Annotated in this window: 18 protein-coding genes; 15 read left to right on the forward strand and 3 right to left on the reverse strand. The window is 41.4% G+C overall.

Annotation, left to right across the window (positions count from 1 at the left end; all coding sequences use genetic code 11):
- Positions 1-31: 31 nt before the first annotated feature.
- The 6 genes from FZF09_RS06250 to FZF09_RS06275 all read left to right on the forward strand — a co-directional run bounded on the left by FZF09_RS06250 (position 32) and on the right by FZF09_RS06275 (position 5,202).
- Positions 32-733, forward strand: coding sequence for a DUF2243 domain-containing protein (locus tag FZF09_RS06250; protein ID WP_233269419.1), 702 nt, complete (start codon positions 32-34; stop codon positions 731-733).
- Entirely contained in the window at positions 723-1,163 is a 441-nt protein-coding gene (locus tag FZF09_RS06255; RefSeq protein WP_158735731.1) for a hypothetical protein, read from the forward strand. The genes FZF09_RS06250 and FZF09_RS06255 overlap by 11 nt, the downstream gene beginning before the upstream one ends.
- Before the next feature lie 178 nt (positions 1,164-1,341).
- Positions 1,342-2,103, forward strand: a complete 762-nt coding sequence (locus tag FZF09_RS06260) for a YveK family protein (protein WP_158735732.1) — start codon at positions 1,342-1,344, stop codon at positions 2,101-2,103.
- Positions 2,093-2,785, forward strand: a complete 693-nt coding sequence (locus FZF09_RS06265) for a CpsD/CapB family tyrosine-protein kinase (protein WP_158735733.1) — start codon at positions 2,093-2,095, stop codon at positions 2,783-2,785. Before FZF09_RS06260 ends, FZF09_RS06265 begins: the two co-directional genes overlap by 11 nt.
- A 325-nt stretch (positions 2,786-3,110) precedes the next feature.
- Positions 3,111-3,893: an SGNH/GDSL hydrolase family protein gene (locus tag FZF09_RS06270; RefSeq protein ID WP_158735734.1), complete on the forward strand. Its 783-nt coding sequence runs from the start codon at positions 3,111-3,113 to the stop codon at positions 3,891-3,893.
- Between the two features lie 127 nt (positions 3,894-4,020).
- Positions 4,021-5,202 (forward strand): pyridoxal phosphate-dependent aminotransferase, encoded by a 1,182-nt coding sequence (locus FZF09_RS06275; RefSeq protein ID WP_304503056.1) that lies wholly within the window; start codon positions 4,021-4,023, stop codon positions 5,200-5,202.
- Between the two features lie 611 nt (positions 5,203-5,813).
- On the opposite strand, the gene FZF09_RS06280 is transcribed toward FZF09_RS06275, so the two are convergent.
- The 3 genes from FZF09_RS06280 to FZF09_RS06290 all read right to left on the reverse strand — a co-directional run bounded on the left by FZF09_RS06280 (position 5,814) and on the right by FZF09_RS06290 (position 11,165).
- Complete coding sequence (locus FZF09_RS06280; RefSeq protein WP_158735735.1) at positions 5,814-6,869, reverse strand: YheC/YheD family protein; 1,056 nt, start codon at positions 6,867-6,869, stop codon at positions 5,814-5,816.
- Positions 6,870-6,904: 35 nt separating this feature from the next.
- Positions 6,905-8,158, reverse strand: coding sequence for a YheC/YheD family protein (locus FZF09_RS06285; RefSeq protein ID WP_158735736.1), 1,254 nt, complete (start codon positions 8,156-8,158; stop codon positions 6,905-6,907).
- Positions 8,159-8,333: 175 nt separating this feature from the next.
- Positions 8,334-11,165 (reverse strand): AfsR/SARP family transcriptional regulator, encoded by a 2,832-nt coding sequence (locus FZF09_RS06290; protein WP_158735737.1) that lies wholly within the window; start codon positions 11,163-11,165, stop codon positions 8,334-8,336.
- 202 nt (positions 11,166-11,367) lie between these two features.
- Here FZF09_RS06290 and FZF09_RS06295 point away from each other — a divergent pair, with 202 nt between their 5' ends.
- The 9 genes from FZF09_RS06295 (at position 11,368) to FZF09_RS06335 (ending at position 20,730) form a co-directional block, all read left to right on the forward strand.
- Complete coding sequence (locus FZF09_RS06295) at positions 11,368-12,450, forward strand: maleylacetate reductase (protein WP_158735738.1); 1,083 nt, start codon at positions 11,368-11,370, stop codon at positions 12,448-12,450.
- 1,867 nt (positions 12,451-14,317) lie between these two features.
- Positions 14,318-15,289, forward strand: a complete 972-nt coding sequence (locus FZF09_RS06300; protein WP_158735739.1) for a ring-cleaving dioxygenase — start codon at positions 14,318-14,320, stop codon at positions 15,287-15,289.
- 170 nt (positions 15,290-15,459) lie between these two features.
- Positions 15,460-16,116 carry an alpha/beta hydrolase gene (locus FZF09_RS06305; protein ID WP_158735740.1) on the forward strand — a complete coding sequence of 219 codons (657 nt, stop codon included), beginning with the start codon at positions 15,460-15,462 and terminating at the stop codon, positions 16,114-16,116.
- Between the two features lie 78 nt (positions 16,117-16,194).
- A complete protein-coding gene (locus FZF09_RS06310) occupies positions 16,195-17,439 on the forward strand; it encodes an LLM class flavin-dependent oxidoreductase (RefSeq protein ID WP_158735741.1) in 1,245 nt (414 codons plus the stop codon).
- A gap of 14 nt (positions 17,440-17,453) precedes the next feature.
- Positions 17,454-18,272: an alpha/beta fold hydrolase gene (locus tag FZF09_RS06315; RefSeq protein WP_158735742.1), complete on the forward strand. Its 819-nt coding sequence runs from the start codon at positions 17,454-17,456 to the stop codon at positions 18,270-18,272.
- Positions 18,273-18,521: 249 nt separating this feature from the next.
- Entirely contained in the window at positions 18,522-18,803 is a 282-nt protein-coding gene (locus FZF09_RS06320) for a hypothetical protein (protein WP_158735743.1), read from the forward strand.
- Positions 18,804-18,839: 36 nt separating this feature from the next.
- Entirely contained in the window at positions 18,840-19,766 is a 927-nt protein-coding gene (locus tag FZF09_RS06325) for a 3,4-dihydroxy-2-butanone-4-phosphate synthase (RefSeq protein ID WP_158735744.1), read from the forward strand.
- 170 nt (positions 19,767-19,936) lie between these two features.
- Complete coding sequence (locus FZF09_RS06330) at positions 19,937-20,437, forward strand: flavin reductase family protein (RefSeq protein ID WP_158735745.1); 501 nt, start codon at positions 19,937-19,939, stop codon at positions 20,435-20,437.
- Positions 20,438-20,526: 89 nt separating this feature from the next.
- Positions 20,527-20,730 carry a hypothetical protein gene (locus tag FZF09_RS06335; protein WP_158735746.1) on the forward strand — a complete coding sequence of 68 codons (204 nt, stop codon included), beginning with the start codon at positions 20,527-20,529 and terminating at the stop codon, positions 20,728-20,730.
- The last annotated feature ends 304 nt before the right edge of the window (positions 20,731-21,034 follow it).

Raw genomic sequence — 21,034 nt, forward strand, 5'->3', positions numbered from 1 at the left:
GGTAAGAAATGATAAATAGTTGACGTTTTACATGTCTAGCGCAAGCGCCTACTCGCTCGAGATTCCTTCGGTTCGTCAATGGAAAGCAAAGATCAGCTTTCCATATGCCGCCCCTCCAGGACTTGTCGCTCGTGAGCAAGGCGCTTGCGCTCTTCTTAACTTTAAAAGGTTTAAATTTTCTAATTTTCTTTATTGCAGGAAAAAATTAGGTTTTTTATTTCCTATTTTAGGAAAACATAAAACTATGAACCTGGGAAAAAGGAGAGAAACTGCGGTGACAATAGATACGAAAAGAAAATTAATTATTGTTGGAAGTTTTTTAATGGGATTTGGCACATTAGGCGCTTTAGACGGTATTATTTTTCATCAGCTTCTTCAATGGCACAGTGTCGTGATGGAAACGAGCCGGCAAGGACAAATTGTAAGTGACGGTTTGTTTCATTTAGCCGTGACCATAACATTAATTGTCGGCGGCATCGTATTATGGCTTGGCGGAAAGCCAACCGATATTTCAAAAGGCATTCGCCTATTATCTTGTTTCTTTTTGATAGGCGGAGGGATGTTTAATGTGATAGAAGGAATCATTAATCACCATCTCCTTCAAATACATAGGGTTAAACCAGGAGACCCGAATGCCCTCATGTATGATTTAGCCTTTTTGGCGAGCGGAATTTTCTTATTTGTAATAGGCTATATTATTCGGCGAAACACGAGGTCCAAATATGCGGTATAGAATCATCAGTGCTATTGTCATTTTTTCGTTCGTTTCTGTGATGGTGTATTTACATCATGAAAACAGTCACTATGCTGGGGCTGATGACCATTCTCATGAAGCGGTAGAAGTTCCAGAAGGAGAAGCAGTGCCTGCAATCGACGGAGAGCTGAGACAAGATGATAGAAACCATTGGCTTCTCATCTTAGAGGTAGACAACTTTTCTTTCACTCCGGAAAAAGCAGGGTCAGAAAAAGGCAGCTTTCAAGAAGGACATGCTCACTTATATGTTAATGGTGAAAAAAAGGGCCGCATTTATAGTACGTATCATGATGCAGGCAAGTTAGAGACGGGAGACGTCGTACAAGTCTTTCTAACGACAAATCACCATAAAATGCTGCAGCGTAATGGGCAAGATATTTTCTATGAAGAAAGAATAGAAAAAGAGTAACTGATTTATCATCATGCTCTCTAAAACTTTCCTCATAAACTTTCCAATGAAGGCACATTTTGGTGTTCACATATGCTATAATTCCTAATAGTTTATTTGATTTTTGTCAATCTCCGTCGAAAGAACCTATTATATGAGGAGAAAATGACTAGGGAATATAAAAACCTGGAGGAAGAGCATGGAAGAAACAATCAGTCTTCAAGAAATTTTGCAAACGTTAAAAAAACGCCTAGGCATGATTATTATTATCACTTTTTTAGCAACCGCTGCAGCAGGAGCGGTCAGTTTTTTTGTCTTGACGCCAATTTATCAAAGCAGTACCCAGATGCTTGTCAGCCAGCAAGCAACGGGGACAAGCTCAGCTCTAGAAGCAGCAGGATTTGATACAGACTCGGAATACATAGAAACATATAATGTTATAATGAAAAGCCCTTACATATTGGAACAAGTGGTGGAAGAAATTGGGAGTTCTCAAGATGCATCCGTTATTAATGAAAAAATTAATATAACTCGTGAAGGGGAATCACAAGTAATAACCCTTACGGTTGAAGATCCCAATCCGTCCCGTGCAGTAAATATTGCAAACACGACAGCTGCTGTATTCGAACGCGAAATTGCAGACTTATTGCGCGTTGATAACGTGGTCGTCCTTGCTCCAGCAGAACTTGATGATTCACCTGCTCCAGTAAAACCGAATCCTATGCTTAACATGGCGATAGCGTTTGTAGTAGGTTTAATGGCAGCGGTTGGTCTGGCCTTTTTACTCGAATTTCTTGATAATACCTTTCGAAATGAAGAAGACGTGGAAAAAGAACTTGGACTTCCTGTACTTGGAAGCATTCCATTGATGGAAAAGAATAATAGTAAAGGCACTGTTTCCCAGCAAGCCTCATCAAGCCGTAGTCGTCAAGAGAGAGGACGTGAAAGAATTGGCTCGTAAAAAGCAAAACACCGAACAGCAGCGTAACTTAATAACGTGGACGGATCGCAAGTCACCAGTATCGGAACAATATCGTACGATCCGAACCAACATTCAATATGCATCCGTCGACAAAGACATGCAGACAATTCTTATTACTTCCGCAGGACCGGGGGAAGGGAAGTCTACGACAGTGGCAAACCTGGGAATTACAATGGCACAGCAAGGGAAAAGCACTTTAATTGTTGATGCCGACCTTCGAAAGCCTACAGTGCATTACACGTTTCGCACGATGAACACACATGGAGTAACCAATGTGCTTACTCATCAATCCCGCTTTTCCGAGGTGGTACAAGAAACAGAAGTGGATAACCTTCATATTGTACCAAGCGGCCCGATTCCACCGAACCCAGCCGAACTGCTGAGCGCAAAAAAAATGGAACAAATTTTCGTAGAAGCCAAACAAGAATTTGATGTCATTCTTCTTGATGCGCCGCCTGTACTGCCGGTTACCGATTCTCAAGTGCTAGCGGCGAACTGCGACGGAAGTATTCTTGTAATAAAGAGCGGCCAAACCGACAAGCAAGCTGGTTTAAAAGCAAAAGAATTACTAGAAAAAGCCGGTGCTTCTATTTTAGGCACAGTTTTAAATCAACGAAAAGCCTTACAGCAGCAGTATTACTACTATTACGGAAACCCATAATACATTTCTGCAGGTGCTTAAGACATATACATGATAAAAGCTTCCGATAAGGAAGCTTTTTGGCTGTCTAGAAAATTATACTGTGAACATCGCTGTATAGCGCGTAGAGAACGTGTGAAAATCAGAAGTGGCGGCAAGTCGAACTTTTTAAAGGGAGAATATTACAGTGTAGGGGACAGGCACATTTTCTGTCCCTAGAATATTTAACATGTTTATAGTTATGTTTATTTCATGCGGGTGGAGGAAAATTCTTACTGATTAATATAAGAAACCAAAGGGTATAGCAACGGACGTAGCTAATCGATCTCTTTTAGAAGGAGCAATCATGATGAAAAAAACGACGTCTACGATTATTATCCTTGGTGCATCTTTCTTAGCAGTAACCATTGGCGGATATGTTTACTATCAGCACAAGTTCGTCAGTGGTCCCTCTGTTGAAAACACCCCTATAAACGAAAAACAGATTTCTTTTGAAGATGATGGCCATTTTCGTAATGACACGAAGATTGCTTTTGTCGGAAGCAGTGTGACTGAAGGAACCGGGGCAAGCGCACCGGACAAACGGTGGACAGAGCGATTTACATCCGTGCTTCAGCAAGATTACCCTGATCTTGAGAGTAAAAACTTTGGCGTCGATGGATATTCTACGAAAAATATTATCGAAGAAGAAATTACAGAGGAAGTTACGGCATACAAGCCAACCTTAATTATCTTTGAAACAGCAGCCCTAAATGATTTTTCAAGGTTAGATATTTACGCAACGAAAGAAAATATCGATACGATCATGGAAACGTTCAAAGCAGAACTCCCGGAAACGCACGTTATCATTCAGCCTTCTAATCAACGAAGAAATGGAGAAAAATATACAAACAACGGTATGACGTACCCCGAGTATGTGAAAGAAACGGAATCGCATATAAAAGAGAATGGCTGGGAATATATAGATTTTTGGCCTTACTTTGACAAAACGTATGAAAGAACAAGTATCACGGTTAAAGATACTCTGAATGTGGACGGCATTCACCCTAATGATCTCGGAAATAAATTATGGGCAGAAGCATTGCTCGACTATTTTAGTAATCAAGCAGCGGAAAATAAAGAGAAATAACAAGGGATTTCCCGGGAAATAGTTGTATTTTGTCAAAAAGAACCATCATCTTTCTCTTCTAGTCTTTTCATTTCCACAAGAAATAGGCATACTGAAAGAAACAGAACTTCAAAAGGGAGAGAGTTTCGTGGTGCAATTTGAACAATCGAAGGCATTAAAAAGATTGCCAGAACAGTTTTTTGCCGGCTTAGTAAAAAAAGTGGAACGGCTAATGACAGAAGGGCATGATATCATAAACCTTGGCCAAGGTAATCCCGATCTGCCAACCCCTCAGCATATTGTTGAAATGCTGCAGCAAACCGCAGAAAATCCGAAGAATCATAAATATTCTCCGTTCAGGGGCCGCGCGGAATTAAAACAAGCTACAGCGGATTTTTATAAAAGAGAATATGATGTAGAACTAGATCCGGAGACAGAAGTAGCGATCTTGTTTGGTGCAAAAACAGGCTTGGTTGAGATAAGTCAGTGCCTTTTAAATGAAGGTGACACTGCACTGCTTCCAGACCCCGGTTATCCTGATTATTTGTCCGGCACTGCTTTAGCAAATGCCAACATAGAAACGATGCCGCTGCTTGAGAAAAATCATTTTTTGCCCGATTATACGATTATTCCCCAAGAAATACTAAAAAAGGCGAAATTATTATTTTTAAATTATCCGAACAATCCAACCGCTGCAACAGCAAATAAAGCTTTTTTTGATAAAACAGTAGATCTGGCAAAACGGCACAACATATGTGTGGTGCATGATTTTGCGTACGGCGCGATCGGTTATGATGGGAAAAAGCCGCAGAGCTTTCTTCAATCAAACGGAGCAAAAGATATTGGCGTGGAAATGTACACCCTGTCGAAAACATACAACATGGCAGGATGGCGTGCAGGCATGGCTGTCGGAAATTCCTCTGTAATAGAAGCTATCAATTTAATTCAAGATCATTTATATGTCAGCTTATTTGGAGCGATTCAAGAAGCTGCAGTCCATGCGCTGACCGCTGACCAGGAGCCGGTCCGGCAGCTGGTCGATACATATGAATCCAGACGAAATGCATTTGTTGAAAAAATACGTGCCATCGGCTGGGATATAAAAGCTCCTCAAGGTACTTTCTTTGTCTGGCTTCCGGTCCCAGACGGTTATACGTCCGAACAATTTTCAGACCTGCTGCTAGAAAAAGCGCATGTGGCGACAGCACCCGGCCGAGGATTCGGGGAACACGGAGAAGGGTACGTCCGTGTCGGACTGCTAGATTCAGAAGAAAGACTGCGCGAAGCGGGTGAGCGTATAGCGCAGTTATCGCTATTTGAAAAAAACTGATAGTTTGGTTGAAATTGCTTGAATCGGCAAATTTTTCGATGATAGGAAATCACTTTGCCAATACAGATGGGAGCGAAAATATAAATAATAAAAGCAGCTCCCATTTAGGCAGCTTAGATTATGGAGGGCCAGACCCCGCTTGGCAAAAAAGGAAGTCAAAAAAGCGGCTTATAACAGAGGTGGAATAGCGCAAAACAGAGAGGAAAAGGATCAAGCGGCCCTGCCTTCAGACCGAGCGGATCAAAAAGGAAGAGAGAGTGCGCATAAGTCAAAAAAGCGGCTCATAACAGAGCTGGAACGGCGCAAAACAGAGAGGAAAAGGATCAAGCGGTCCTGCTTTCAGACCGAGCGGATCAAAAAGGAAGAGAGAGTCCACATAAGTCAAATAGCGGCTCATAACAGAGCTGGAAAGCCGCAAATCAATAAGAGATGACGCATACCCGCTCCAGCGTCCGCGCGGTCCATAAAGGAAGGGGAAAAGCACCTCATAGCGACGCAGAAACCATGCAAATCAGTGACAAAACGCTGTACAAAACCAAAAGCCAAACCGGTTAATAAAATGTGTGGGGTCTGGCCCCCGTCCGGGTCAGACCCCACACATTTTTGCGTTTTTACGCTGCTGCTGTTTGTTGTTTAAGGTACCATACCGCATGTTCAAAAGGAATACGGGTATGCCTGATGTTGATCCTGCGCCGATAAGGTCTGAAGTTTGCCTCAATCAGCCAGGCATTTCCTTGTTTATCAACAGCCATATCCAATCCCAAATCAATCACTTGTGGGAATTTGGCTTCGATTGTCTTCGCTATCCGAAGGGCAGCTTTTTTAATGTTCCTGCGTCCTTCTTTACTAGTTAAATGTTTTAACTTATATTTGACGCGCCCGCCTTGATCAAGGTTGGTAATGTTGTCACATTTTTTGGCTACTCTGGCGATCATTCCAGTTATCTGCCACTTACCATCCTTATTTTTTTGCGGGGATACTCTGAAGTCAAATTTTTTCCCTTTATATTCGTCGGAAACGATACCTTCCTGTACGAGAAATTTTTGAGGAGAGGTAAACGTCTTTTGATAGTAGTCGTACAATTCGCCTCTGGCCATCTTTACGACTTTCTCTTTGAAATTCGCGACGTGGGTCATGGTAAAGCCTTGTTTTGTTTTTTCTAAAACATAAATGTTTTTCCCTCTAGAGCTGCGGATCGGTTTAATATAGAGTTTTTTGTAGCGGTCAATCATTTTCACCATGGTTGAATACGACAGCATGGCGGTTTCCGGTAAGAATGGGGCGGTTTTTGGGTCCGATGCTAAATATTGATAGACTTTATATTTGCTTCGTTCATAGTTGGTGACTGCATGAAAAAACATGATGCCTTCATTTTTCCTCAACTGTTTTATTTTTTTAATAGACTTTTTATTTCTTAAATAAGATCCAACTCGGTATACGTTTACTTTTGGAACAGGGAAGTTCTTTTTAACGAGTTTGTTTTCTGCATGGTAATACACACAACCTGTGACGTCTTTGGTTTTCAGAGATACTTTTTTCATTGCATAAAAACAAATATCAACGTTATTATTTCGAGAAAGTTTTTTATAATATTGGACCGTGGGATGAAGTTCATCACCTCGCATAAGCTGCTTCATCACACGAGCTGGTAAAATAATACCTATCATAGATTTCCTCCTTTCAAATGTTGGTAAATAATCGGCTAGTTTGCCTTTTTCATTTTTGCTCTTTTTTCTCTTTGAATCGATTTCGCATATAATAATACATTGATTAAAGATTGCTCTAATGCTTTGTCACCATGGGCTTTGTATAAGGACACTTTCGCACTTTGACTGTTACACTCAATAAACTTAATGTTAAGGTCTTGGTCTAGTGCAAAGTCTATGCCCATTTCGGCGAAGGTGCCGTATTTATTTTCCGTTTCTCGGTAAACTTTGTATAAAAAGTTTTCCATTTTAATTACTAATTTTGCTTCTTCGGCAGGTGACAATTTTAGAAACTTAAACAATCCATCCATATTAATAGCATCTGCATGTGTAGTGACAGGGGATTTAGGTCTGCCTAATCTGGCGCTTATTCCGCAAATGGAAATCGATCCAGTACTTGTTCTTTGCAGTTCTGCGCGTAAATCAATCCGTCTATTATTAATTTCTAGCAAATCAATCGCTTTTTGAATCATAAATTGTTTCCCTTTGTAAAAATTACTGATAAAGGGAAGCATTTCTTCTTGTTTGTTAAAGGTAATCGTTTGAACTTTTTTAGCGGAGGCGTTGTAATACCTGTATCTGTAACGTTGGTCCGACGTCTGTTCAATACGGGTCACATTTTTTGCTTTTCGGCCGGTTAGTCCTTTTAAATAGACAATCCGGTGTTTTTCGAGCATGTTAAATAAATCATCGGGTTCCTTATATAAAATCGTTTCTTGTAAATATTTTTTCAGGGATCCAACCCTATTAAAATAGTTGTACACTTCCCAGTTTCCTAAAGAAGATGGGTTTAAGAAACACGTATCTTTTTTCTTGCATTGATGAACAAAGGAACGGTAACGTCTTTTATATTTTTTAGAGACACCGCCGCGTCGGTAAAGGAAATTGGGATAAGGGTAAATGTCCTTTTTCCATTTTCCATCGGAAATGTCATAATATATCCCTGTAATGAGCTGATTTTGTATATCAATCGAATTAATAGAGAAAAAATATAATTTGAAACGAGCATCTTTATGATTAATTTTAATTAATTTTTTCGTGCGAAAATGAGGCTTCTGTTCTGATAGAGATTTAAAGTTTTTAGGTGATACCAACACCCCAAAATGGTCGTTATTCTTTGCCTTTTCTTTTTTAACAGCTAATTTTTTTGCATCCTCTACATTACTGCTTCTAAGAGCACGCTGCAGTGTAGTGATAGTATTATTCAAAGGTTCTTCTCCTCCTGAATGTTTGTTTTCATCCACATCCATATTTTATATTCACCCCTTTGCATTAGACTTAAATATCCTATGCCGATTAGACGTTTCACGGATGGATTCTTATAGGGGGGCAAACGCCCATTTTTCCTAGAAAAAGCAAAAAAAATCCCGGAAACAACCTGGTCGAAGGTTCCGGGATATACGATAAGGTAATGGGAGCATGTCTTTAATTCGTCTCGGCGTATCCAGAGAAAATTTCTTTAATATGGTCGTGAACCGGGATACCGAGTTCTTTTTCAATGTATTTCTTATATTGAATCGATACTTTCTTTGCTTGTACATAAAATTGAGCTTCTAACAGTTTTTTCATAAACTCTTTATAAAGCTGCTCTTGATAAGGGTCTTCGGTAATTATTTTTTCGTAGTAAGCCATTCCTTGTTTGTATTGAGAATGCTCCCAATAATAGGAGGCAAGAGTGTGCAGCGTTTTTAAGTAGCGGTTCCGGTATTTTTCTCTTTCAAGCTCTAAAAAATGTTCGTAGGGGAATTCCTCTAAATAATCTCCGTTGTATAATTGTTCGGCTTCTTCTAAATAAGGCACCTGCTCCGAAATAGGATTGTTTTCATTTGTAGGAAGCAGTTGATTAAAATGATCGGCATCAAGTTGGATGTTTTTCATACACAGATAATAGTGTTCCCCGTCGCGTTTAATAAATCTAGAGTCTTTTCCTTTTTTTAAATCGGGCTCTAATGTTTTTCGTAAGTGCGACAGTGCTACGTAAAATTGATTGTTTAATGACTGGGGCAATCCCTCTCCAAAAACGTCATCTAAAATCGCTTCTTTGTTTATTTTTTTGGCACGGTTTGTAATGAGGTAGAGCAATAGACGAAGGCTTGTTTTTCGTTTTATATGCAGCTGTCTGCCTTTATAAGTCATCTGAAAACTGCCCAGCGTGCTAAGGTGCAAGCGTTCGTCGTCTGGATGTTCCCCGTGCTCCGCTTCTCTTAGTTCAACGAGCTCTGGGATGCTCAGCCAATAATAGTTATGCTTCGCTGCCATATTTTTTAATGCTTGTATGATCGGCTGGGCGTCTTCTGTTTTTCCAAGAGATAGCAAAAAAGTAATTTGCTGCTGATAGATTCTGCATTTTAAATAATCAGCATGCTTTGCATAGCGCAGAGCTTGGGCTAAATAGTCCTCTGTCTCTTTCCAATCCCTGCTGCTTTGATAAATGAGAGCTGTTTCTTTGTATATCCACGCCAAATCAAATTCAAGGTGAAATGATTCCGCTAATGCTTTCGCTTCGTTGGCCCATTCTAAAGCGAGCTGATCTTCGTTTTTTAACCGGTACAGTTTTCCCATCGAGCCGTATGGGTACACAATCGAGCAGTCATGGCGCCGCTTCGAAATTTTTAGCGTTTCTTTTAACAGAAACTCTGCTTTTGCTAAGTGACCTTGGTCGAGGTTGATTTCAGCTAGTACCCATGTCGCCAGGTGATGAGGGTGAAAGTGCTCTAAAGCTTCTGGATAAGATAAAGACTCCTGAGCAGAATTCTTGGCATGTTCATGGTTATCCATGTACCATTCTATTAAGGCTTTTAATGCTAAATTAATCGCCATCATTTCATCATCTTTATGCTCTTTTGAAAGGTGAAGAGATTGGCTGCATAACCTGAGCGCTTTTAACACATCGCCGCTGTAAAAACAAATTGCCGCCAGCTGGTGTTGTAAAACGGATTTGACGCACGGATTAAGGCTTTCATCGGGTTTCTCGATATTTTCTTCTAGTTTTACCGCTAACTTTTTTTGAATCGTCAGTGGAATGCAGCGAAATAAAAATAAACTAATGCTAGCTGTTTTCATTTGAGGCGAAATTTCTTCGAGCAGCCCATCAATTAAAACGAGAAATTGCGGGGGGTTGTACAGCTCTTTCATATTGGACATTAACCAGGCCGCTTGAAGAAACTGATTGCTGGCGATGGCATGGCCGAAAGCGTAAAAATAAGAACTGTTCTGTTCGTAAATAGCAGCCAGTTTCGCATGCAGATCAATAATATCAGAATTTGAAGAATGTTTAGATAACTCTTCGTATAAAAAAGATTTAAATAGATTGTGATATTTAATTGTCCCGTCCTCGTTTTTATAAATAAACAAATTATTTTTAAGTAAATGTTCTAAAACTACTTCTGCGTCATTTCGGTTCAAATATTCATTAATAACTTTCGGTTGAAGATCAGCCAAAAGGGAGGTTTTGTAGAGAAAAGCCTTTATGTCTTCAGGCTGAGCTGCAATAATTTCAGAGCCAAGATAATGATATATGTCTTCGGTGCCGCTAAAAGAAGACCAAAAGGAAGGCCGGTCTTTTCGTTCCATATTTTTGATCAGGTCTTTTAAAAGCTGCAAGCTGGCTGCCCATCCTTCCGTTTTTTGCAGGACTAGATGGATTTCATTTTCCAAGAGCGAAATTTCATGCAGGTTGAGAAAAAATTGATAGATTTCTTCTTTTGTAAAGGCAATATCTTTTGTTGTTAATTCAGCAAAGCTGTTTTGTAATTTTAAAAAGGAAAGCGGAAGATTAGGACGAACCCTGCTCGTAATAAGAAACGTCACATGATCAGAGAGCTGCCTGGTAATAGCAGAAAGCATCTGTTCTATTTTTTCTGATTGATCAATGGATTGATAGTTGTCTAGCACGATCACAAGCTGTTTAGGCCAGGTCGATAAAATCGCAATAATTTTATCAAGCTCTTCTTGCATGTTGTCGGCCGGGATATCATAGGTCATTTGTCCGCCTGAGATTTCTCTTGCTATCGCTGTTTTTAAATAAGAAAGAAAGGTTTGCGGATCTCTATCAGCATACGTGAGCTGATACCAGACAGCTTGAACGTTTCTCTCTTTAATAAAGCTTGATACTAACGTCGTTTTCCCGTATCCGCCATCACTTGTTAAACAAATAAGCGAACAAGACAGATGGTTTTCGAGAAAGTCATAGAGACGGTTTCTCATTAAATAAGGAGTGTGATCAGGGATGCTTAACTTTGATTCGTAAAAGACCAAGGAAAGCAGCCTCCTCTGTAGAAAAATTTCTATATATTGTAAGCGCATTCAAAAAACGCAAATCCTTACATACAAATCGTATGTTTTCCCGTATGGATTGTCAATAACCTATTTATCGTATGAAATCATCGGGCTGTGTAAGTTTATTGTAAGAAATATATAGTATGATCACTCTTAAAAAGAATGCTAAGGAGGTACTGGGATGTTCGATTTTACTTATCAGACGGAGCCGCAAAAAGTTGTGTTTGGACAAGATAAACGAAAAACGATAAAAGAAGAAATGGCAGAATGGGGAGCAGAGCGAGTACTAATTGTATCTACACCAGGCCGGAAAAAGGAAGCAGAAGAAGCAGCACGTTTGTTAGGAAATAAATGTGTCGGTATACATGACAAGGCTGTTCAACATGTACCGGAAGAAACAATCGACGTTTTAGTAAACGAAATCAACGAAACACGGGCTGATGCCTTAGCTGCCATTGGCGGAGGATCTCCGATTGGTTTAGCAAAAGCAGCTGTTCTGCAAGTTCCTCTTCCAATACTGGCTCTGCCTACGACGTATTCCGGATCAGAATTAACGACCGTTTGGGGAATTACAAAAAACGGCCAGAAACAAACGGGAAAAGATCCGATTGTCAAACCGAAAACGATTATTTATGATCCGGAACTAACGAAATCCATGCCCGCTTCTTTATCACTAGTGAGCGGTGTGAATGCGATGGCTCATTGTGTGGAAGCATTATACGCGGAAAATCGCAACCCGGTTACCTCCATTATGGCCGAGGAAGGAATACGCGCTTTAGCCGCCAGTTTAGGGGAAATCGTCAAACAACCAGATAACATGGAAGCGAGAGCGGAGGCGTTTTATGGCGGCTGGCTCGCCGGTTCAGCGCTAAGTGCCGTTGGCATGGCGCTGCATCATAAATTGTCTCACGTGCTCGGTGGAAGCTTTCAGCTGCCGCATGCTAAAACACATACGGTCATCCTTCCCCATGCGGCTGCTTATAATGCAAGTTACGCTCCAGAAGCCATGAAAGCAGTTGCCCGGGCTTTAGGCAGGGAAGAACACGATGCAGCCGGTGCGATCTATGATTTTATTAAAGCGAACGATGGACCTGTATCGCTTGCTGAAATTGGGATGAAAAAAGAAGATGTAGCAAAAGCGGCCGATCAAGTTACGAAAAATGCGTATTACAATCCAAGACCGATTTCGAAAACAGCAATCCAAGAGCTGTTAGAAAAAGCTTACAACGGAGAACGGCCCGTACCGGAAATGACGAAAATATAATAGAAAAGAGTAAGCGTCCAGTTGAAGAGAACAACTGGGCGTTGTTTTATTCTTTAGGGAATTTAACTTTAGTAATGAGTGAAGTCCAAACTTATGTGTGAAAGTCCGTTGAAATGTTTTCTGCTGATTGAAAATTAGGGGGAGGTACGAGGAGCTATAAATGTATCCCCGCCATTGGACTTAATCTAGCGTCACATTTTTTGGGCCAGGCCCAGTGAAAAATCCCACACAATGTTAGGATGGCGAGTATTTTCCGTATAACGGCTAGTAAAAGCCAAAGTTTGGCTAGTAAATGAGTGCGAACGGCGAGTATTTCGCTAAGAACGGCCAGTATTGGAAAATAAATGGAAATAAAAAAGCGGTATCTATCGATTTAAAAAGCCAGGGATCGGTCTAACAAGCATGCTTATAACTAAATCGATAAAAAAGAATAAGAGGAACGACCATTTTATTGAAAAAAACTCATCAACGAAACAATTTCTAATCAAAAATGGAAGAGTTTAAACATGCTAAAGGATATAGCCACAAGGATATAGCGGCAATCTATTTTTTGGGGGCCAGGCCCGGCGGAAAATCCCATATATTTCCACATTGGCGAGTATTTTCTGTCTAACGGCGAGTAAATGCCGAAGTTTGGCTAGTAAATGAGCACGAACGGCGAGTATTTCGCTTGGAACGGCTAGTATTGGAAATAACTGGAAATCCAAAAGCGCTACATATCCATTTATCAAGCCAGGATCGGTCTAACAAACATAATTATAACTAAATCGATGAAAAAGAATAGGATGAACGAACATTTTATTGATAAAAACGACATCAACGAAACAATTTCTCATCAAAAATGAAAGAGTTTAATGAAAGGATCAAGTATATGCCATAAGGATTTGGCGGCATATTTTTTGCGCCAGGCCCCGTAAAAAATCCCACATATTTTTACGTTGGCGAGTATTTTCCGTCTAACGGCGAGTAAATGCTGAAGTTTGGCTAGTAAATGAGCACGAACGGCGAGTATTTCGCTTGGGACGGCTAGTATTGGAAAATAACTGGAAATTATGAAGCGGTATCTATCGATTTATCAAGCCAGGACCGGTCAAACAAGCATGCTTATAACTAAATCGATGAAAAAGAATAGGATGAACGAACATTTTATTGATAAAAACGACATCAACGAAACAATTTCTCATCAAAAATGAAAGAGTTTAATGAAAGGATCAAGTATATGCCATAAGGATTTAGCGGCAAGTTATTTTTTGGGGCCAGGCCCGGCGGAAAATCCCATATATTTCCACATGGCGAGTATTTTCCGTCTAACGGCGAGTAAATGCTGAAGTTTGGCTAGTAAATGAGCACGAACGGCGAGTATTTCGCTTGGAACGGCTAGTATTGGAAAATAACTGGAAATCCAAAAGCGCTACATATCCATTTATCAAGCCAGGATCGGTCTAACAAACATAATTATAACTAATTCGATGAAAAAGAATAGATTAACGAGCAAATTATTATCACTTTTGGCAGAATTATAGACAATATTGCAGCGGGCGATATTGGAACCTGGAATGGAGGTAATATTTTTGGAGCATGGGGCCGTTCATAAGTGGAATGGCTATTTTCCTGCTCTCTAAGGTACCATTATTTTATATTGCAATTTTAAGTTTGAAAATAAGGCGTACCCCGTTGAAAAAGCGGGGTTTGTTTTATATTTTAGGAACTTCCGCCATTAGAACTAAGCGGCAAGAATAGTTTTTCAAAAATTATTAATTGTAAGAAAACAATGGTTGATCTGTAAGATACGCGTAAGGTGTGGTGTGTATAGTGGCGGTAGTGGAAGAGGCCACACAAATATAATCAGCACAAGGGAGGAAGAAGGATGGAAAACATTATTCAAGGAATTCACCATGTGACATCAGGTGTGGGAGCAGCCCAAGAAGACATCGATTTTTTTGCTGAAATTATCGGGCAGCGGATGATTAAACAAACCGTCCTGTTTGACGGCGGCGAAAGCATTTACCACTTATATTATGCAAACCGCAACGCTGAAGTAGGAACTGTTATGACAACGTTTCCATTTAAACAAGCCGGCAGATACGGAAGAAAAGGATCTGGTCAAGTGCACACCACTTCCTATACGGTGCCGGAAGGATCACTCCCATTTTGGGAAAAGCACTTTACCAAACATAATGTAGAACATGAAAAAGTAGAAGAGCGCTTTAGCCAAAAGAGAATCGCATTTTATCATCCAACTGGCTTACGGTTTGAAATGGTGGAAGACAATGAGGATACAAGAGACGGCTGGACGACCGATGAAATTTCCGAGGCCGAAGCAGTTAAAGGGTTTCACAGTGTCACCATGTCTGTAAGAGAAGTCGAAGAACAAGAACGTTTTCTAACAGAAGGGTTAGGCTTTAAGCATACCGGACAAGAAGGGCCTTACTACCGTTATGAATTAGGAAATGGCGGAGCGAAACAGACTGTATTTTTGCTGCACGAGCCTGATGTGCCGCAGGGAAGCTGGACGTTTGGAGCAGGCACGGTACATCACGTCGCATTTGCGGTAGAAAACGATGAAGAACTGAAAAAAGTAAAAGCATACCTCGAAGGAATTGGTTATACAGACGCTTCCGATGTCAAAGACCGTAACTATTTCCACTCAGTGTACGTTCGATCTCCAGGCGGTGTGCTTTGCGAGATCGCAAGCAGTGACATTGGGTTTGCGATTGACGAATCAATGGAAGAGCTGGGACAGAAAATATTGCTTCCGCCTTGGTTAGAAGACCGACGTGAAGAAATTTTATCTACTTTAGAACCTATTAAAAACCCGCAGGCACCAGCAGTGAAATAAGGATTGAATGAGTTTTGTACTGCTTTCAAGGAAATATGCATGAGCTGGCCGTAGATATAAGCCGCTTTTGCACAGGTATGAACCAAATAGCAGAAAAATAGCGCCAACATCGCAACCTTACACAAAACAGCTGCCTTCCTCGAACAGTTGAAATGAGGTGGTAAATAAAAATGAGTACTCACTTAGAACAACCCGTCATTCGCCAGGGGGCATCTCTTTTACAGAGCAAAGCTGTTGTCGTCATGATGCACGGAAGAAGTCAAACGACAGATGATATTCTATCACTCGTCGACCGTATTGATCTGCCAGATGTTCATTATATGGCACCGCAAGCAGCCGGCAACAGCTGGTATCCGAAAGGTTTTATGGAAAAACTGTCAGAAAACGAACCGCATGTTAGTGATGCGCTCAAAAGCTATCATGCTAGAATCACTTCTCTCCTAGAAGAAGGGGTACCTTTAAACAAAATAGTGTTAGCAGGGTTTTCGCAAGGAGCATGTTTAACCGCAGAATACGCCCTTCGGCATCCTGGGCGTTATGGGGGACTGCTGCTGTTTACTGGCGGAGCGCTTGGACCAGAAGGAACCCGCTGGAAACCGAATGGATCATTTAACGAGACACCCGTTTTTCTCGGCTCAAGTGATGTAGACAGCTGGGTGCCGGAAAAAAGAGTACATGAGACAGCAGCTGCCTTTGAACAAGCGGGAGCCCATGTAACAAAGAAAATTTATAAAGGCATGGATCATTTAGTCAATGACGAGGAAATAGCGGCTGCACGTGAGATGATCCAGAAAGTTCAAGCCTCAGGACTTGCCGTCAGTCCATAATTGTCTTCATCCAGACATGCAGGGCCCTGCAGAAAAGCAGCCGGTCACATGAGCAAGTAAAATAAAGGGGGAAACAACGTGAAATTTATATATCAGAATCTGATGCCGTACCGTGAGCTTCCGAAGGACTTTAACGAAAAATATGAAAGCGTGTTCATTTCGGTGCCGAACAGCTTGTATGATCCGGAAAAAGGCCATGAAATGTATAACGATTACATCGATCAATATGAACGCGCCATTGATTTAGGTTTTGATGCAGTCAGTGTTAATGAGCACCACAGCAATGCCTACGGACTCATGCCTTCTCCAAACATTATTGCCGGAACCATTGCCCGCAAAGTCCGCGAGTCAGACAATGCAGCACTCGTTATTATGGGCAACAGCTTGGCTCTTTACAATCCGCCGATCCGGGTCGCAGAAGAAATGGCGATGCTTGATGTAATTACAGGAGGCCGCCTCATAGCCGGTTTTCCGGTCGGAACGTCAATGGATACGAACTACGCCTATGGAGTCGCGCCTTCTGAATTAAGACCGCGCTATTACGAAGCGCATGATCTTATTAAAAAAGCCTGGAATGAAAGAGAGCCGTTTTCTTTTAATGGGAAGTTCAATCAGCTGCGCTACGTCAACGTCTGGCCGCGTCCCGTACAGCAACCGAACCCGCCAGTCTGGATTCCGGGCGGCGGCGCAAGTGTAGAAACGTGGGATTTCTGTGCTAAAAACGATTATCAATATTCATATCTCAGCTTCTACGGCCATGCCTTTGCCCAAGATAAGCTTGATAACTTCTGGAAGCGAAGAGAAGAACTTGGCATGGACCAAAATCCTTACAGAGCTGGATTTGTGCAGATTATCTGCGTATCAGAAACCGATGAAAAAGCGCAGCAAGAATACGAAGAGCACATCAATTACTTTTTTGAAAACTCTCTGCACGTCTCACCGAAATATGCTGAAGCGCCGGGATACCGAACAGCAAAAAGTGTGGCGCGCGGCATGCAGAGTCAATATGGATCAGAAAGTGCCGGCTCTCAGTTAAGAAAAGGTTTGAACTGGCAGCAATTGATTGAAAAAGGATTTATTATCGCCGGCTCTCCGTCGAGCGTACGCGAACAGCTAGAAGCAGCGGTGCGTAAACTCCGGGTTGGAAACTTGCTTGTAATGCTCAACCACGGCTCGATGCCGCAAGAGCTAGCCATGAAAAATATCGAATTGTTCTCCAAAGAAGTCATGCCGCAACTCCGCCATATTTGGGATGATGAGTGGGACGTAAAAAACTGGCCTGAAAAACTAAAAAACAAAAAAACAGAGCCTGCTAAAAATTAAAAGGGGGATAAAAGATGAGTAAGCCGATAGAAAAAGAACTTTCCATACCGGGACGTCCAAATGTCACAGGCAAAGTTTTGATAGCTGGCGAAGGAGAACCCCTTGTCTTTTTGCACGGAGCAGGAGGATTAGTCTGGGACCCTTACTTGGAAAAGCTTTCAGAGCATTATAAAGTTTATGCGCCGTACCATCCAGGAACAGGCGGCACAATAGGAAGTGAAGAAATAAGAGACTGGTGGGACCTTGTTCTCTATTACTATGATTTGTTTGATGAACTTAAACTTGACACCGTTAATGTGATTGGTCACTCTTTTGGTGGAATGGTCGCAGCCGAGCTTGCCGCAACCGATCCGAAACGAGTTAATCAGCTTGTGCTGCTCAGTGCTACTGGTTTATGGATGGAAGACGTGCCGTCTACAGACGTATTTACGTTAACCAACACACCAGATGCTTTGTTTGCCGCCATGTTTGTAGATCCCGAGTCTTCAGCGGCTCAAGTGATGAAAGAACTGCCAGAAGACCCGGATGAACAGCTGAAAGCACTCGTTGAAAACAGAATGTCACTTGCGGAAACAAGCAAATACATGTGGCCGATTCCAGATAAAGGACTAAGCCGCCGCATCCATCGTATCCAAGCAGAAACTTGTATTATCTGGGGAGAAAAAGATGGATTGATTCCAGTAGACTATGCGTACGAGTTTAAAAGATTAATCAAAAACGCAAAACAAGTAAACGTTTTCGAAAATGCTTCACATTTTCCACAGTTGGAAGAACTGGACAAAACGGTTAAAACGACCCGAGACTTTCTAGCTTCAAAAAGCGCCGTGAAATAAATAAGAATCGGAGAAGGGAGCGTGCGCGAGCGCTCCTTTCTTTACACTTTAGGAATGGTTTAACGTTGTTCTTCCACCATATAACTTGGCAGCAAGTCGTGTTTTTCTAACAACGCACGAGGTGAATCATAGGGGAACTGCTAGGCATTTCAGAAATGATGATTGGAGAAAAAACAACAAAGCCGCGTCAAAAAATTTTAAAAGAAAAAATAGAAATTGAAATGCTGGTTTTGAAAGGCGGTGAGCCTGATGAATCAAGAAAATCCTATTCATCTGCCGGATCTATTGTTTACAACGTTTTTGAGCGATCATTTTGGCGTCAACCGCGGGGTGTACAACACGGTAGATGAGTATTTATATAAAGCCGGATTAAAAGATATTACCGAACGACGAAAAACCGTAATAGATTTCTTCACCTATCTTCAACGTGTCAACGGGGTAAAAGCAAATGGAAGGATCAATATTGGCCGTCACGGGCTTTCTTCGAGGCTTCAGGAATATGGAGAAGCACTTATGCAAGCTTCCGGGTAAAAGGAGAAAAACTTTCTAAGAAAGAAGGCGGGAAACATGAAAAAACAGCATCTATTCGTTTCACAAGAAGGTCCGTTCATTTTATACGATGATATGCATAGCGGCATCGGTTATTTAACGCACCCAGCAGCGGAAGTAACGGCTGAAACGGTAAATTTCATGATTAAGGTTGGAAAAGGCCTGGTGTATCTTTGTGTCACATCTAGTCTTGCAGATAAACTTCGTTTACGCGAAATCGGCGACCGATTCAATCAGCACGATAAGACCGTCACTGTTTCGATTGACCATCACGAGGTAACCACCGGCATCTCAGCCTCAGAAAGAGCGTTCACCATTAAAGCTTGTATGGACCCAGACGCAAAGCCAGAAGACTTTCAGCGCCCTGGCCATATTTTTCCGATTATCAGTAAAGACCGAAAAATGCTGGAAAGAGCAGGTATTGCAGAAGCCGCCGTTTTTGCAGCAAATCAGTGTGCGTACGCTTGTGAAATCCTGGATGAAACAGGAAACATAGCCGATAAACAAACCATCGATGACATTAAAGAAACATATGACCTGCCTATGATTCTATTTAGCGAATTAGTATCAATGCAGTATGATGAAGTCAATTGGCTGAAGGTAAGGAATAAAGAATCGGTTGGAACGGCCGATGAAACCTGGATGTATACCGTTCATAATGAGCTCGAAAACAGCGACTGCACGATTTATATGAAAAAAGAAACAAACAAACCAGAACGAATCGTTTTTTATAAAACTTGTCAGTTAGGAGACATGCTTGGAACGAACCAGTGCTCCTGCGAGTATCATTTTGCCGATCACTACCACAAACTGTGCCAGCACCATATCGGTGCGCTTGTTGTGGAGAATGATGACGCTGTTGGAAATGCTGTCATAAAACGGCAAATGACAGCATTAATTAAACATCTAGCCGCCGAAAGCAAGCTGCAAATCGCAACGAGCTAACAGAAGGGGGGAGCTGACTTCTCCGTTTATAAAAATTTTTGACATTTTATGACGTAAAAAAACAGGAATTTAACATGTAAACAAAGAAGTATAGAAGTACGGGTTATTCTTTAGCAATCAAATGTGTAGATTTTACTGCCATTAATAAAAAAATAAGGGAGGAGAACATTATGCAAACCCAAGAAAAAGAAACGCTATTTAAAGAAGCGATGGGGAATTATCCTACTGGGGTGACCGTCGTTACATCCAGTAATGAAAAAGGGGAGCCGGTGGGTTTAACTGTTAACTCATTTGCTTCGGTATCGATAGATCCGCTGCTCGTGCTGTGGTCAATTGATCATAAAGTGTCTTCGCTCGATGCCTTTAAACAAGCGGACGGTTTTGCGGTTCACATTTTAGCAGGAGAACAGCAAGAACTTTGCAAAACATTTGCGAGCAAGGATACAGACCGCTTTGGTACATGTGAATGGAGTATTTCCGAACATAACCTGCCAGTGATCTCCGATGCTTTTGCTGTGCTCGAATGCAAGACTTTCAAACAAGTTGAAGCAGGCGATCATACGATTTTAATTGGAGAAGTTCAGAATATTCAAATCGATAAAGAAAAAGACCCAATGCTTTATCACCGCCGCTGCTTCGGACCAATCCCGGCTGAATTTTATGGAAAATAAAATAGTTTGACGTTTGAAGGCCAGGCCCCTGCAAGAGAGGGCCTGGCCTTTTTGGAAAGGTAAGAAATTATAAATAGTTGGCGTTTTACATGTCTAGCGCAAGCGCCTACTCGCTCGAGATTCCTTCGGTTCGTCAATGGAAAGCAAAGATCCGCTTTCCATATGCCGCCCCTCCAGGACTTGTCGCTCGTGAGCAAGGCGCTTGCGCTTTTCTTAGGGGAAGATCCATGCCTATATCCTCTTCCTTTCAGCTTATAATCCAAAACGTGGTAAGCGCACAGCTTTTGAAATAGAAAAGTGCACGGCATAAAGGAGAAAAAACAGCACATAAATGATTTAAAAGAAAGCATAAATGCATTAAGTCAACGCACAAAGGAGTGCAGCTCCAAAAAGAAAAACGCCGCCTCCACTTATTATATGGAAGAGTACTTCCGAAAAAAAAGAGGCGCATTCCCAGAGGATCATAAAAAGAGAAAAGTGCGGCATAAAGGAGAAAAAGCGGCGCATAAATGCTCCAAAAGAATACATAAATACATCAAGTCAGCGCACAAATCAAATAGAAAGCAAATAATACCAATGCAGAACGCGTCCCTACCC

The sequence above is a fragment of the Alteribacillus sp. YIM 98480 genome (assembly GCF_009765375.1).
In the GTDB taxonomy this organism is placed as follows: domain Bacteria; phylum Bacillota; class Bacilli; order Bacillales; family Marinococcaceae; genus Alteribacillus.